Annotated in this window: 11 protein-coding genes; 10 read left to right on the top strand and 1 reads right to left on the bottom strand. The window is 36.6% G+C overall.

From position 1 onward, the window contains the following. The first annotated feature begins 397 nt into the window (after window positions 1-397). From QA584_RS14030 to QA584_RS14000, 7 genes are all read left to right on the top strand, one after another. Window positions 398-763: a BlaI/MecI/CopY family transcriptional regulator gene (locus QA584_RS14030; RefSeq protein WP_278269644.1), complete on the top strand. Its 366-nt coding sequence runs from the start codon at window positions 398-400 to the stop codon at window positions 761-763. A gap of 423 nt (window positions 764-1,186) precedes the next feature. Then, the gene (locus QA584_RS14025) at window positions 1,187-2,620 is read left to right on the top strand and encodes an NADP-dependent glyceraldehyde-3-phosphate dehydrogenase (protein ID WP_278269643.1); all 1,434 of its coding nucleotides are present in this window, start codon (window positions 1,187-1,189) and stop codon (window positions 2,618-2,620) included. 183 nt (window positions 2,621-2,803) lie between these two features. Then, window positions 2,804-3,370 (top strand): glycerol-3-phosphate responsive antiterminator, encoded by a 567-nt coding sequence (locus QA584_RS14020; RefSeq protein WP_278269642.1) that lies wholly within the window; start codon window positions 2,804-2,806, stop codon window positions 3,368-3,370. A 395-nt stretch (window positions 3,371-3,765) separates the two neighbouring features. Further along, window positions 3,766-5,193 (top strand): NAD(P)/FAD-dependent oxidoreductase, encoded by a 1,428-nt coding sequence (locus QA584_RS14015; RefSeq protein ID WP_278269641.1) that lies wholly within the window; start codon window positions 3,766-3,768, stop codon window positions 5,191-5,193. 272 nt (window positions 5,194-5,465) lie between these two features. Further along, window positions 5,466-6,737 carry an NAD(P)/FAD-dependent oxidoreductase gene (locus QA584_RS14010; protein ID WP_278269640.1) on the top strand — a complete coding sequence of 424 codons (1,272 nt, stop codon included), beginning with the start codon at window positions 5,466-5,468 and terminating at the stop codon, window positions 6,735-6,737. A gap of 114 nt (window positions 6,738-6,851) precedes the next feature. Continuing rightward, window positions 6,852-7,217 carry a DUF1667 domain-containing protein gene (locus QA584_RS14005; protein ID WP_278269639.1) on the top strand — a complete coding sequence of 122 codons (366 nt, stop codon included), beginning with the start codon at window positions 6,852-6,854 and terminating at the stop codon, window positions 7,215-7,217. 326 nt (window positions 7,218-7,543) lie between these two features. Then, window positions 7,544-8,839: an MFS transporter gene (locus tag QA584_RS14000; protein ID WP_278269638.1), complete on the top strand. Its 1,296-nt coding sequence runs from the start codon at window positions 7,544-7,546 to the stop codon at window positions 8,837-8,839. 462 nt (window positions 8,840-9,301) lie between these two features. On the opposite strand, the gene QA584_RS13995 is transcribed toward QA584_RS14000, so the two are convergent. After that, window positions 9,302-10,705, bottom strand: coding sequence for a metallophosphoesterase (locus QA584_RS13995; protein ID WP_278269637.1), 1,404 nt, complete (start codon window positions 10,703-10,705; stop codon window positions 9,302-9,304). Between the two features lie 177 nt (window positions 10,706-10,882). Between QA584_RS13995 and QA584_RS13990 the strand changes: the two genes are divergently transcribed. From QA584_RS13990 to QA584_RS13980, 3 genes are all read left to right on the top strand, one after another. Next, on the top strand, window positions 10,883-11,032 hold the full coding sequence (locus tag QA584_RS13990; RefSeq protein ID WP_278269636.1) for a hypothetical protein: 150 nt from the start codon (window positions 10,883-10,885) through the stop codon (window positions 11,030-11,032). Between the two features lie 480 nt (window positions 11,033-11,512). Beyond that, on the top strand, window positions 11,513-13,075 hold the full coding sequence (abc-f, locus tag QA584_RS13985) for a ribosomal protection-like ABC-F family protein (RefSeq protein ID WP_278269635.1): 1,563 nt from the start codon (window positions 11,513-11,515) through the stop codon (window positions 13,073-13,075). Between the two features lie 624 nt (window positions 13,076-13,699). After that, entirely contained in the window at window positions 13,700-15,079 is a 1,380-nt protein-coding gene (locus tag QA584_RS13980) for a hypothetical protein (RefSeq protein ID WP_278269634.1), read from the top strand. Window positions 15,080-15,470 lie beyond the last annotated feature (391 nt).

The raw sequence follows: 15,470 nt of genomic DNA, 5'->3' as shown, positions 1-15,470 counted from the left end.
TTGGTAGTTTACAACCATTGATTCTTAAAACTATTATTCGACAACGGTAGACTATATATAACAAGGATTTTGCCAATATGCTTATTTTAAGAGAAATACTGCTATTTCTTAGATCTTTTTATCAGATGATAGGAAAAAACATAAGAAATAATTTTCATCTTTTGAGTTTGAAATAAACGCTATTTATTTTTAGAATTAATTAACCTAAGAAGTTGTCCCGTTCCATATAAAGTGAACAACGTATGAATTTAAATAAAAAAGGTTAGCCTTTATTGATTAATTCTACACTGGTAGTACATATTATTTTTTCTTTTATTCATTAATTTGAATTTCATATAGATATTTTATAGATGCAAGTACGTATTAATATATACATAACGTACGGATAGGAGTCAGAATGAATGAAATACGTCTACATGAAGGTGAATTAAATATAATGGAGCTGTTGTGGTCAAATAAAGTATTGGCTGCAAAAGATATCTCTAAAATTATAAAAGAATACATCGGTTGGGAAAAAAATACTACCTATACGGTAATCAAGCGATTAATCGATAAAGGTGCCATAAAAAGAGAGGATCCCGGTTTTTTGTGTAAGGCGCTGGTATCCAAACGTACGGTACAAAACACGGAAACCAAGGCATTATTAAATAAGTTTTATAACGGATCGTTAAACACTTTCTTTTCGGAATATCTGAAATTTCAAAAACTTACGCAGGGAGAACTGCTGGAATTAGAGCGGATAGTCAGTGAGCAGAAATTATAATAATATGCAAAGCATAATCATTTGTGACTTAATCACATACAAATAAAGAGTCTAAGTCTAATATTAACCTATCAACAAACATAAACTTATGAGTTATCCTTATACTATATCTAGTGCCCTTTCAAAAACGATGCATTCGATATAAGATAAACTAATATAAATATAAACGGTACATAATATACATGAGGTGAAAGAAGTAAAGTGTGAAGTAAATGCATTGAAACAAATGTTAATATACGTAACATGGAAGAACTTCATATAGTGACCAAGGAATTTTAGTTTTAACTTTTTTCATCCTTGTTTCGTTATCACTACTGGCCATCGTGACAGGGTGATTGTATAGTATATTAAACCGGATAAAAGCACACAGGATAGTTTATACTCAGCATTAGATTGCCGTTCAAGCGGCAGATGGAGGTTATTATGAATACAAACAATTATGATAAAGAACAATCACATAAAGATGAGAGCAGACAGTCAATTCAGATACGTTCTCCCTTAGATGATTCTGTCATCGGAGAAGTTCTTGCTTTATCGAAAGAAGATGTAAACAGCGCGATTCAACTGGCAAAAGAAACATTTGCCACCTGGAGGAATGTACCTTTAAATGAAAGGGCTGAAGTTTTGTATAAAGCTGCCAATCTGTTATTGGAAGAGGCAGACAGACTTACTGTTCTGCTGATGATGGAAGTTGGCAAGGACAAAAAAAGCGCTCATTCCGAAATAACCAGAACAGCTGATTTTATTCGATTTACGGCTGACACTGCAAAAAGCATACATGGGGAAAGTATTCAGGGTGATACTTTTTCTGGCTTTAATAAAGAAAAATTTGCAGTCGTAACAAGAGAACCCGTGGGAGTTGTACTTGCTATCTCACCTTTTAATTATCCTATTAATCTGGCAACTTCAAAAATTGCACCGGCTCTGGTTGCAGGTAATACGGTCGTATTTAAACCGGCTACCACCGGAAGCTTGTGTGGTATTGAACTGGTTAAGGTCTTTGAAGCCGCTGGTCTTCCTAAGGGTGTTTTAAATATTGTGACGGGAAGAGGCAGTGAAATCGGTGATTATGTTGTTACCCATCCCGATATAAACTTTATTAATTTCACAGGCAGTACAGAAGTTGGCTCTGGTATATCGGAAAAGGCACATATGGTACCACTGCTTATGGAACTAGGCGGTAAGGATGCTGCAATTGTATTAAAAGACGCCGATTTGGCGTTTGCTGCTAAAAATATTATCGCAGGTGCATTTTCCTATTCGGGACAGCGTTGTACGGCTGTTAAAAGGATTTTAGTTGTCAATGAAGTCGCTGACCGTTTAATCGCTTATTTAAAAGAAGAAATCCAAAAACTAGAGGTTGGTAATCCTCTGGAAAAGCAAGTGGATGTGGTGCCTCTAATCAGTACAAAAGCAGCGGATTATGTCTGGGATTTAATTGAAGATGCCAAAGCAAAAGGAGCTAAATTAATTTACGGAGGAACCAGAGAAGGGAATTTAATTTTTCCGACCCTTTTTGATTATGTTACGACTGACATGAGGGTGGCCTGGGAAGAACCTTTTGGACCGGTGTTACCGATTCTACGTGTGAACAATGCGGATGAGGCAGTTGATTTAGCCAACCAATCCGAATATGGTCTGCAAAGCTCCGTTTTTACGGAAAATCTAAGTGATGCCTTCCATATAGCCAGTCGACTGGAAGTTGGTACGGTTCAAGTTAATAATAAAACGGAACGTGGACCAGATCATTTCCCTTTCTTAGGAGTTAAAAAATCCGGTATCGGTACTCAGGGAATCCGTTATTCCATAGAAGCAATGACCAGAGTGAAAGCTACTGTAATTAATCTGAGTCACTAATGAATCAATACGCAAAAGAAAAGGTTAAAATCATCTTTTAAATAAAAGTTTTAAGAAAACTGATGCAGGAATTAGGTTTATCAAAGGAAATAAATATCTACTTTATTGATTTGCCTATTGGCAAATGAATGGTTATAAAACTTAAGTTCTGCATCAGCTTTTTATTTGTGAGGTAATCAAGCTATGAACAGAATATTTATGGATTTGATGGAGGAGAGCCCCATAATTGCTGCAGTAAAAGATTATAGCGGGCTTTCAAAATGTCTGGAATCAGAAAGTAAAATCATATTTGTTTTATTTGGTGATATCTTAACAATAAATGATATTATTAATAAGATTAAAGACAGCGGACGTATTGCAATCATTCATATCGATTTAATTAATGGTCTAAGTTCTAAAGAAATAGCCATCGATTATATTAAACACAATACTAAAGCAGACGGTATTATATCTACAAAACAGGCTCTTATAAAACATGCCAGGGAACTGGGACTTTTTACTGTCTTCCGTTTTTTTGTGATAGATTCCATGGCATTTGAAAACATAAAAAAGCAAAGTGAAGCTGTAAAACCTGACTTCATTGAGATACTTCCGGGTGTTATGCCAAAAGTAATCAAAAGAATCAGCAGCATTGTGAGTATGCCGGTTATAGCCGGTGGACTGATTTCTGATAAAGAGGATGTTATGGCTGCTTTATCTGCCGGGGCAGTTTCTATTTCGTCCACCAATCCGGATGTATGGTTTATGTAATAATATCATTTATAAGATAGATTGCTAATATATTATTATAACACGATAACTAGCATATATCGACAATATAACTTCGTAAGATCGATTTATAACTTAGTAATTCATAATACGATACCTAATATCTTGATAATATAAATTCGTAACATAAATCTATAACATAAATTTTACATAAAAATAGTTGTAATTATATGGTACTTATGATACTATCAAATTAATTAAATAGTGTTTTGCATGAGAATTGGAGTCAAGCAAATACAATGTCTTTTCAAAAGATGTTGTTTGCTTGCTTTTTTTTATTTCTCTATCTTATATTACAGGAATTCTTATGATTTACTATGTAACGGGCAGAATGCGATACACTCTTTTTTAAGGTTTACAAGGAGGATGAGGTTCTTATGTATGACGTTATTATTATTGGCGCAGGTGTAATCGGGTGTGCCACAGCCAGAGAATTATCCAAATACGAGTTAAAAATTAAGGTGCTGGAAAAATGCAGTGATGTGTGTGAAGGTACCTCAAAAGCAAACAGTGCCATTGTGCACGCAGGCTTTGACGCAAAGGCAGGCAGTTTAAAGGCAAAACTTAACGTAGAAGGGAACCGGTTAATGGAAGGACTGGCCAAAGAACTTGATTTCTCCTTTATGAGAAACGGATCCCTGGTTCTATGCTTTGATGAAAATGAGAGGGAACAGCTTACTAAGTTACTAAAAAACGGTATCAGCAATGGTGTAGAAGAGCTTAAAATTATAGATAAGCCAGAGCTAAAGACACTTGAACCCAATGTTTCTGATAAAGCCATAGGGGCTTTGTATGCGCCTTCCGGAGGGATAGTCTGTCCTTTTAATTTAACCATTGCACTGGCAGAAAATGCATGTATAAATGGAGTAGAATTTCAATTTAATTCAGAGGTTATCTGTATTGAACGATTATCATCAAATGGTGATGGCTATTATTGCCTTAATACAGATAACGAGTGCTTTCATGCAAAGCTGGTTGTCAATGCGGCCGGAGTGTACGCGGATAGGATTCATAACATGGTGAGTGAGCATAAAATGCTGTTAATACCACGTAAAGGTGAATATTGTCTGCTAGATAAATCTGTGGGTGGTTATGTAAAAAGTACCTTGTTTCAAATGCCAGATAAACTTGGAAAAGGTGTATTAGTAACCCCTACGGTCCATGGAAATCTGTTAATAGGACCAACCGCTGAGGATATCGAGGATAAAGAACAGATTACTACGACAGCTCCCGGTTTAAAGAAAATAGCTGAAAAAGCCTGTAAAAGTGCACAAGCGCTGCCGCTTAATAAAATCATAACCTCTTTTGCAGGACTTAGGGCACATGCAGAGAAGGATGATTTTATTATTGAAGAAATAAGCGATGCACCGGGATTTATTGATTTAGCAGGAATTGAATCGCCGGGCTTAACCTCTGCTCCTGCAATAGCAAAACTTGCAGCGGATCTGGTTCTTGCCAGGATTGGTGCCGGTCAAAAGTTTAATTTTATACCTAACCGTACCGGAATTAAAAACTTTGCAAGCCTAACCAGAAAAGAACAGAAGGAAATGATTAAAACAAATAAAGCGTATGCCAATGTCGTATGCAGATGTGAACTGGTTACAGAAGGGGAAATTTTAGAAGCAATCCACAGACCTCTGGGAGCGACTACACTTGATGGAATCAAAAGACGTACCAGGGCAGGTTCCGGACGTTGCCAGGCAGGCTTCTGCCTGCCTAAAACCATGGAAATTCTGGCAAGGGAACTAAAATTAGATGTCAAAGATATTACGAAGTCCGGCGGGAAATCCAATATTATCTTGTAGTTATGAAATAATCAGGTTTGATTTCAGGTTTGATTTCTTTTGATTTAATAAAATTAATCAGTGGCTAACGCCTAAAAAACCAACTTTGCTAAAAAAGATGATAATATATCCCTAAATGAATCACGGTTATTAGACATTGTCGTTATCTAACAGACAGGAGTTAAGTGTGTAAGAAATTTATAATGAGAAAGGTTGCCACACTGAGCATCTTTCACACATTCTAATTGTGGCAATATCCCAGGCCAGCCTGGGATATGCAATGGGTGTAAATTATGAAATTGTATGATATTGTAATAATAGGCGGTGGTCCTGCCGGTCTGGCCGCGGCTATTGAAGCTAGAAATGAAGGCTGCGAAAAAGTATTAATTCTGGAGCGGGATAAGGAACTAGGTGGAATTTTAAACCAATGTATTCACAATGGATTTGGGTTGCATACGTTTAAAGAGGAATTAACAGGAACAGAATATGCCGACAGGTTTATAAAACGCGTTCTGGAATTAAAGCTTGAATATAAGATTAATACCATGGTAATCGACATAAATGCCGAGAAACAGATTACAGCTATGAATAAAACAGATGGCATGTTTACCCTCCAGGCAAAGGCTGTTATATTGGCAATGGGCTGTCGTGAGAGACCAAGGGGAGCCTTAAATATACCAGGATACCGTCCGGCGGGAATATTTTCAGCAGGTACGGCACAGCGGCTGCTGAATGTGGAAGGAATTATGCCTGGAAAGGAAGCTGTTATTTTAGGCTCCGGAGACATTGGGCTTATTATGGCTCGCAGAATGACACTTGAGGGAGCTAAAGTGAAAGCAGTGGCAGAAATAATGCCTTACTCCGGCGGATTAAAGCGAAATATAGTCCAATGCCTTAACGATTATGACATACCTTTAAAATTAAGCCATACAATTATTGATATTGAGGGCAAAGACCGCATACAGGGAGTTACCCTTGCCAGAGTCGATCAAAACTTAAAGCCGATTCCAGGTACCGAATATCATCTGACCTGCGACACCCTGTTATTATCCGTTGGATTAGTTCCTGAAAATGAGCTTTCCGCAGGTATGGGCGTGCATTTAAATCCGGTCACCAATGGACCTATGGTCAATGAATTACTGGAAACAAATTTGGAAGGGATATTTGCCTGCGGTAATGTACTGCACGTCCATGATCTGGTGGATTATGTTTCTGAAGAAGCAAAAATAGCAGGACGTAATGCTGCAAGATATGTCAGAAAGACCGATACACCGAAAGATGGAACCAGGACAGAGATTCGTCTTATCCCTTCTTATGGAGTTCGTTATACTGTGCCCCAAACCATCCAGCCAGAACGGATGGAAGAAGAGTTGACGGTACGTTTTCGTGTCGGAAATGTATATCTGAATAAGTGTGTTACGGTGTACTTTGATGACCGAAAAGTACACAGCCGTAAGAAAAAGGTAATGGCACCTGGTGAAATGGAGGAAATTAAGCTTGTCAAAAGGGAGCTAATGAAAGAACCGTCTCTTAAAGAAATTACAATAAAGATAGAAGATAAGTAGGACAATTACCGCTGAAATTATCTTGTAAATACTATTATTTGCAGATGAATTGACACTCGAATCATAAATTATATAATTCTAAAAATATCTTAGGATTATAATCAGGAGGATAGAATGGAAAAGAAGGAATTAATCTGTATCGGCTGTCCGTTAGGCTGCATGCTTTCTGTTGAATGGGAGAATGGACTAATTTCTTGTATCAGCGGGAATAACTGCAGGATTGGAGATGATTATGCCAGGAAAGAAATATCAAATCCAACCAGGATCCTAACTACAACCGTCAAAGTCCTTGATGGTACGGCTCCCCTTGTATCTGTAAAAACCAAAACAGATATCCCCAAAAATAAAATCTTTGAATGCTTGCGTGAAATAAAATCCTGTACTGTAAAAGCACCGGTACACATAGGTGATGTTATCTTAGAAAAGGCAGCCGGTACGGATATCCCGGTAATAGCAACAAAAACAGTTAAAAAAATATAAATTCTGCCAAAAAACTTTTGTGTTAAATTAAACAATATAGTATAATAGTTTTATATAAGTATAGAAACTGGAGTCTCAATTAAAGTAACCTGACTGGAAATCCTTTTATCCGGGAAATCGATAGATCGTATGGATATGGATATCTGGAATATTACAATAATACTACCGGGAGGAATCATTAAATGAAACGGTCAATGAAAAACTGCGTTGTATCAGCTCCATGCAAAGTCAAGTAGATAGAGATTGCATGGAGTAACATTCTGTTTTATCCTATCTCGTTTTGACTTTGCATTTTCAATTATACATTGAAAAGGAGTAAAGTTAAAATGAATATAAAAAATAATAATAACGAATTTAAGAATTTTTATTGGTTTGCAACGGGACAATTTGTATCCCAGTTTGGCAGCAAAATGACGAGCTTCGGCTTGGTTTTATGGGCATATAAAGAAAGCGGGTCGGTTTTATCTACTTCCTTACTTTCGGTATGTTATTTATTTCCAGAGGTACTTCTTAGTTTTATAGCAGGAAGCATCAGTGACAGCTGGAATAAGAAAAAAATCATGATGGTTTCCGATACGGTAGCCGCCATGTTTTCCTTTGGCGTATTAATACTGATGTCTGCTCATTCCCTTAAGGTGGAATACCTTTACCTGATTAATTTTATGCTGGGTATCATGGATTCCTTTCAGAATCCGGCTTCTGAGGTGGCAGTTTCGTTCATTGTGTCCAGAGAGAATCTAATGAAAACCAGCGGATTAAGGTCATTTTTTAATTCCTTTACTGGAATATTCGCTCCTGTGGCAGCTACTTCCCTATATGCATTTTTTGGATTAAAAATTGTAATCTTAATTGACCTTTCGACTTTTTTCTTTTCACTGATAACCTTACTTGTTTGTGTAAGTATTCCGAAGGTATATAAGACCGTTGATACATCAGAATCCATAATAAGCAAATGCAGGTTGGGAATACAGTATATATTCAGCAAAAAAGATATTCATAGTCTTATCATGTTTATGGCTTTTGTAAATTTCATCGCAGCTGTCTATAATTCCATTCTATCACCAATGATTTTGTCCAGAAGCGGTGATAATGATGTACAGTTGGGGATAGTAACCAGTACAGTAGGAATTGCCGGTTTAGTCGGAAGTATCCTTGTAACAAGGCTTCGTCCGGTAACAAAAAGAGTGCCACTGATATTAAATATTATGACATTTTCCTTTCTGATCTGCAATGCTTTACTGGGAATCGGACGCAATTTTTATGTCTGGACCTTCGCTGTATTTGCGGGAAATATACTAATTCCCTTATTAATAGCTAATGTTGAATATATCATGAGGACTAAAATACCGCTTACAATGCAGGGAAGAGTATTTTCGGCACGCAATACCCTGCAGTATACTTCCATACCCCTTGGTAATTTAACGGCCGGTTTTCTGGCGGATAACGTGTTTGAACCATATATGCACCGGGTATCGGCAGGTAAGTTATTTTTTGAAAAAGTTGTCGGTAGTGGAAACGGAAGCGGAATTGCGTTGCTTTATCTTTGTATTGCCGCAGCAGGTGTTCTTGGATGCTTTGTATTCAGAATGAATAAAGATATGAAACGGTTAGATGAGAATTAAACTAATTAGTATAAGATAACAAGGGTAATAAACTGCCCTTGTTTTTTTGTACCCCCAATAATTATGCTGCTTTACAGATCTTAAACTGAAATAGGAAAGCAGCATAATTATTAGTATTTTATTTTAGAAGTTTCACAAACCAGATATAGGAATCGACATATCTGTTTCCAGTTCTTTTTTCATGTATATACCAGGAACTTCCAATGAACAGTGTTAATAATAAAAGTACTACAACATAGAACATGGTCATATTCCTCACCTCTTTACCTGAATAGTTTCTCTTACATATATAACATATCACCTGACGGTTTTGTGTGCTATGCAGGTTCTGTTAAATACAGGTAAACTTAAAGTAAATTCATGCGGTAGCCATGCAGGAAGAGGGCGGTATTAAATGAATAAGTAAAGCAAATAGGTAATAATATAAGCACTATCGGAATAGGCATGTTTTTAATAAATGATCTAATTGGAAGGAGCTTTGTTTATTTGCGGTAATTGAATCGTTAGCCGGTTATCATCAGTATTATTGTCTGTTACAATGCTTTCAATATAAAATTTACGAAAACTGTCAGGAGAATCAAGCCATAGTTTATAACCTTCCGAGTTCTTAACCTCCGTTGCATTTAAGTTCTCCGTTCCGGAAAAGTATCTTAAATTCAGTGTTCTTATCGTATCTGCCATCAGTTGTGCCTGTTTATCGGCATAGCCAGAATCAATCAGAGATTTATAGGTTCGGTTATAGGAAACTTTGCCGAAATAATCCTTGGAATATGTATTAAAATTCAGGAGATTTTTATCTTTAATATGTTTGATTTTAGCCCAGGAGTCTACCTCCACACTTTGGGTATGGTAGTTAAGGGTGTTATTGGCTGCCGAATAGTTTATTACACCATACAGGTGCGGATATACAGATAAAGCACCGGAGGCTATATCATACAGTGGGTCAGGACTTTTTAGGTCAGAACTGATATCCTGAACATGAATATGCCCGCTGAGTACTAAATTAACCGGATAATCTTTTAGAAGGATTAACGCCTGACCGCTGTTATTTAGCGTATAACCTTCTCTGATTACTTCACTGTGGTTTAATATATTATGGTGCATGACGACTACTACATTGGCTTCCTTTTCTTTTGCAGCGTTTAAGCAGTTTTTAATCCAATCCTGGGTACCCTTTTTTAGCAGACCGTCGGCGGAGGGCACACCTACGGTGATATTATCCATATACTTATTGGAATCCAGCATAAGCAGCCATAATTTATCGGACGGAGCAGCCAGATAACTTAAAGAATTCTCATCCCTTGAAAGAGCGTTATCATATCCATAAGGTCCATATATTTCACTGAAATCCTTATCACTGATGTAATCTGCAAAATACTGCTTATCACCTTGAAAGGATCTTGCAAAGGGATTATATATATCATGATTGCCTGGTACGACTAAAACCTGGGTACCATTTTCTTCAATGGTTTTAAACTTTTCCGCCAGATCCAGGTGACTGGCTTTTTCGCCGTTCGTAGTCAAGTCACCACTGACTATAAGAATATCCGGTTTCTCCTTTTTTATATCGTAGACAAAGGCATCCATGATGCTATCAATATATTTTAATACCTTTCCGTCACCGGTAGTAACAAACTTTTCATAGGCTGCTCCATGATCGGTTAGTTTATCTGATAAATAATGGATATCCGAAGCAACAAAAAAAGTCAGATCCTTATCGGATTTATGCTCAGAAGACGGAGTGGTATCCTTTATTAAAACTAGGTAAGAAAGAATCCCAATTAATAGGATTACAACCGATAGAACTAAAAGAAGTACTTTCTTTTTTGTATCAACGGATTCTTTTAAGGCGTATTTAAGTATCATTTTCATCTCCTTGCCATTCATTTTTATAAGGCTATTTTAGTTAATGTATCTATTATATACAGACAGTCTTAAAATAGCAATGAAATTTCATACCGTAGCGATATGTTAACTATGTATAGGTTATTTTCAATTGTACATAATAAGAAAAGAATATTAATATAAATGGAGGTTCAAGCAATGAAGGCAAAATCAAACCCGCAGAATAATGGCAGTAAAAATTCTATTAAAGATGAAAATAAGACGGTTTATGGTACCCGCAATTATGTAAGCGGTGTACCGGCTCCCTCCTCCGCTAATCATAAGTTTCAGGATAAGCAGGGCAAGTAAGTGAAGCAGCCGTAAAAAACTGATGAACAGTAGGAAATAGAAATAGTTCAAAATAGAAGCAGTTCAAAATGTAGGAAATAGAAGCAGTGCAAAATGGTAATAGTACGTAATGAAAATTATAATTACGAAAAACATTTGACAGTTGATTAAACTGGAAGTATAGTAAAAGAGAGTTCTACTAATTTTACCAATAAGAGGTCATGAATATAATGAGGATTCGAAAATAATGATTCAGATGCGATGAATACAGAGTTTATAAGCCATTAATCCAGGGGATGAAGGCTTATTTCTGTACTTTCCTTGTATTATGAATCTATTTTTATGTCCAAGTATATTTCTGGGCTCTTTTTTTATGCATATAGAGAGGAGGTTGCAGATATGTGGATTTTTAAATTACGTAGCAAAGTATATTTGGGTTAAACCGGCGTATGAAACGACGTTTTCGTCGTAATAGCTGCCGGGAAGAATAGGAGGCTGTTTATGTCGAAAATTATTATGAATGAAATGCATTATCATTATACAGATTATTTTAAACCAATCTTTTCCGGTGTTAATCTTATTCTGGATACAGATTGGCGGCTGGGACTGATCGGGCGGAATGGACGGGGTAAGACTACCTTTTTAAGACTGCTGCAGGGAGAGTTGATACCGGATAGAGGAGTGATTAAAACCTCTGTCCGTACAGAATATTTTCCTTATCCTTATCAAACTACTTATACAAGAACCTTAGATGTTATAAAAGAAAATATCGGGAATCTGAAAAGTATGGAAGACAAGATGGACGAAATCCTGAATCGAAATGAGGAAAAGTTCTTTGACTTATATCAGAATATATTGGAAACGTATATACAAGCTGACGGATATGAAATGGAGAGCAGGATAAAAAAGGAACTCCATCAAATGGATTTACCGGAAGAACTTTTAGCGCGGGATTTTAATCTTCTTTCTGGTGGAGAAAGGACGAAAATGCTGATTATTTCTCTGTTTTTAAGAAAGAATACGTTTGTTTTGCTGGATGAGCCTACCAATCACCTGGATCTTGCAGGTAAGGGGACTTTGTCGGGATATCTTAAGCAAAAAAAAGGATTTATCCTGGTATCCCATGACCGTCAGTTTCTGGATGAGGTGACCGATCATATTCTGGCTATTAATAAAGCGGATATTACCCTGACAAAAGGTAATTATTCTGATTGGAAGGATAATAAAGATAAATGCGAACTATTTGAGTTCCGGACAAAAGCCAGACTTGAGAAAGAGATACTTAATCTGGAGAAAAGAGCGGTAACCAATCGAAATTGGGCAGCTATAGCTGAAAAAGAAAAAAATCCTTATGCTACCAATAACCGGGGCAACAGTTCAAGAGCCGCCAAGTTCATGCGCCAGGCAAAAGCCTCTGAACTTGCCGTGCAGAATAATATTAGGGAGAAGAAACAGCTACTTAAAAATTATGAAGTGGCAAAGGAGCTGGTTGTTAATCAGAATAATCACGAAAGTTTTCAGTTAGTTACCATTGATAACATAACCTTTGGATATGACGGGGTAGCTTTATTGAAGGACTTTTCTCTTCAGATTAATTCCGGTGACAGAATCTGGATACGTGGACGAAACGGAAGCGGTAAAAGTACACTGCTTAAGCTGATCGGCGGACAGTTACCGTCCGATCAGATTTCCTACAGTGAAAATCTGATCATTTCAGAAAGCTATCAGGAACCGGAATTCGGAACCAAATTCCTCCAGGCTGACTATAATGACAAGTTTAACGACAGATGGAGAGAGTTATGTGCCTGTCTGGATGTGGAGGCAGATACCTTTAGCAGACCCTTTGAGACCTTGAGCAGCGGTGAACGAAAGAAAGCGGATATAGCCAGAGCCCTGGCAGGGGAGAATCAACTGCTGCTTCTGGATGAACCCTTAAATTTCACGGATGTATATTTTAGGGAACAGTTAGAAAAAGCCATACTAATCTATACCCCTACCATTGTTTTTGTTGAACACGATGAGAGGTTTGGTTACCATATTGCAAACCGGATAATCGAACTATGATTAGGAGCTTATATTTGTAACTATGAAGGTAAGGATTCATTCCAGGTACTTATAATCTTAGAATTTATAGTTTTGAAAGAATCTTTACACTCGAAGAATTCTAGAAGAATTTAAATGAAACGCTGAGGGGTTTCCGAAAGACCTCTTTACAAAATTATTTAAAATATTAAAAAAGCTAAATTATGGAAATGATAACCAGGATTCATACATTGTTTGCACAAAATGGCAGTACCATAGTGTGATTCTATCAAAGGTTGAAGAAAATTTATAAAGGAAAGGAAGCCACAGTATGTTTCTTCAACTTGTTTTAGTGGCTGTATTGCAAGGTACTTGCGATATACAAAGGGTATAAAAATGAAAGTATGCCGTTAATTTAAGTGGTAATTAAAAGGCATACCGCGTATGGAACTTTATTATTAACTTAACTAAATCATTTATTCTCAAGGGTGATACCTAATATAAAAGTTATTCATCTTTTTATTATGGGATTAATAAGTATGTATTGCAGGCTTTCCTTGTAAATAAATTAGGTTATGGTTTTAAGATAATAAGGGCAGGAACCCGAACTGTTCTATAGTTATAATCTAATGGTTAGGCCTCAAATAATATTTGGAGGTCCTGACTATGAAAATAGAATCAAACATGAATTATGCTGCCGAAGCAGATGTAATCAGTGCACTGGAATTGGCCCTTGGGCAGAAAAATATGGAGGTGGTCAGTTCTGATACCCGTAATATATATGAAACCTTAATGTTTTGCAATATGGCATGTACCCTGGAAACCGATAAAATACTAGTAACCGGTTCACAACTGGATATGGCAGTTATAATCCTTTCCTATATTTATACACCGGATAGATTGATAATATATCAGGAAAAGAAAAATAATTATTATAAAAACCTTCCTGTTGTGATGGAAACTGCGAAACAACTCTTAGCAGGATATCGCAGCAGACAGCCTGTTTACCTTTATGGTGAAGATAATCCCCAGGAAATGGGGCTTGATTCTTTTGATGTTGTAATTTCCAATTGCTTTCATGAGGATAAAGAAAATCAAGAGCAATGGTGTGAAGATATGATGCCGAATAACCGATATTTCTTTGAGGCAGGAATAGAATTGGAGCGTTTTGAAAAAACAATTATGAATGCCGGTAATTGGTTAAAAGAAAATGGCAGGTTAATAATCCTTGCCAAACCGGCTTGGATACTTAAGTTTTGGAATTTATTTGATGATCTGGGGTTACTGCTTGAGTACGGCACTTTTCAAGGGTATACTTGTTCAGAAAGGCATCCGAATGTATGGATTTGGCTAAGGTTTGTTAAGAAAAAGGAAACTTATAATGAAGAGCTGCAAAGAAAGAATATACTGGCATTGATGAATGATAATGTTATAGACAGGCTCTATGCCCATAGAAACTCACTAAGATTTCCCTATGCAGAATTGTCTTATACGAACTCCCAGGGATACATTAACCTGGAACAGAATCAGGAATATCTGCAATATTTCTTTTCACAGGAAACCACCAAAGAGCTGGCTTTGCTGTGTGAGGGGTATACTGCATGTCTGGTTACTCCTTCCATAGCACAATATGCTTACCAGAGTAAAAGGAAGGTTGTACTTTTTGAACGGGATAACAGGTTTCGGGAAAATAAGGGGTTAAACTATGTGAAATATGATCTAAACAAAGGACTTACAAAATATATCCAGAATAAATATACCCACAAATTTGACAGGGTAATCTGCGATCCGCCTTTTGATATCAAATTGGATCAATTAGCTTATGATATTTACGAATTAATCAAAATAGATGAAAAAAGTGCTGTTTATATAGTATTCCCTGACAGTAGAAAAATCAGTTTATTTAAGGAAATGCAAAAAAGAGGTTTAATCTATATCCAAGAAGGTGAACATATCACCATTGAGTATGCAAAACCACCTAAAATAGTCAGGGTCAATGGGAAAAGTGCCATTCAGCTATATAAATTTGCCTTTGTGGAAGGTTAGACAGGTATCTTCTAATATTCCTGTGAAATATTGTATATTTAGCCAGTAAAGTTTATAAAACTGTAATTAGTACAAACTTGAAAAGGAATTGTCAAAAGAAGCATCACTATTCTGGAAGGTTATGGTATAATGATATTTAGATTATTTAATGTTGATTTGAGAGTCAAAAGCTTAATTTAGGTTGTAAAATGAATAACCCGGTATATATATTCATTTTGTCTACCTTACCTTCCTGCGGCATGTCCTTTGTAGAGCCTCATAGATGCAAAAAGCATCGCACTGCTCAGCTTTTTGCTGAGTCTCTATTCGGACATAAACAGCCTTGTCAGCCGGTCTACGACAAAATGAATATATATACCGGGTTATTCATTAATTAAGTTTTTTGAGGCTT

Source organism: Anaerocolumna sp. AGMB13025, assembly GCF_029689925.1.
Lineage (GTDB): Bacteria > Bacillota > Clostridia > Lachnospirales > Lachnospiraceae > Anaerocolumna.
This window is presented reverse-complemented; position numbering and strand designations above follow the sequence as displayed.

Coding starts and splice junctions, on each gene's coding strand:
- QA584_RS13990 (WP_278269636.1), top strand. CDS start 10,883: ATGAAGGCAAAATCAAACCCGCAGAATAATGGCAGTAAAAATTCTATT.
- QA584_RS14030 (WP_278269644.1), top strand. CDS start 398: ATGAATGAAATACGTCTACATGAAGGTGAATTAAATATAATGGAGCTG.
- QA584_RS14010 (WP_278269640.1), top strand. CDS start 5,466: ATGAAATTGTATGATATTGTAATAATAGGCGGTGGTCCTGCCGGTCTG.
- QA584_RS14000 (WP_278269638.1), top strand. CDS start 7,544: ATGAATATAAAAAATAATAATAACGAATTTAAGAATTTTTATTGGTTT.
- QA584_RS14020 (WP_278269642.1), top strand. CDS start 2,804: ATGAACAGAATATTTATGGATTTGATGGAGGAGAGCCCCATAATTGCT.
- QA584_RS13995 (WP_278269637.1), bottom strand. CDS start 10,705: ATGATACTTAAATACGCCTTAAAAGAATCCGTTGATACAAAAAAGAAA.
- QA584_RS13980 (WP_278269634.1), top strand. CDS start 13,700: ATGAAAATAGAATCAAACATGAATTATGCTGCCGAAGCAGATGTAATC.
- QA584_RS14025 (WP_278269643.1), top strand. CDS start 1,187: ATGAATACAAACAATTATGATAAAGAACAATCACATAAAGATGAGAGC.
- abc-f (WP_278269635.1), top strand. CDS start 11,513: ATGTCGAAAATTATTATGAATGAAATGCATTATCATTATACAGATTAT.
- QA584_RS14015 (WP_278269641.1), top strand. CDS start 3,766: ATGTATGACGTTATTATTATTGGCGCAGGTGTAATCGGGTGTGCCACA.
- QA584_RS14005 (WP_278269639.1), top strand. CDS start 6,852: ATGGAAAAGAAGGAATTAATCTGTATCGGCTGTCCGTTAGGCTGCATG.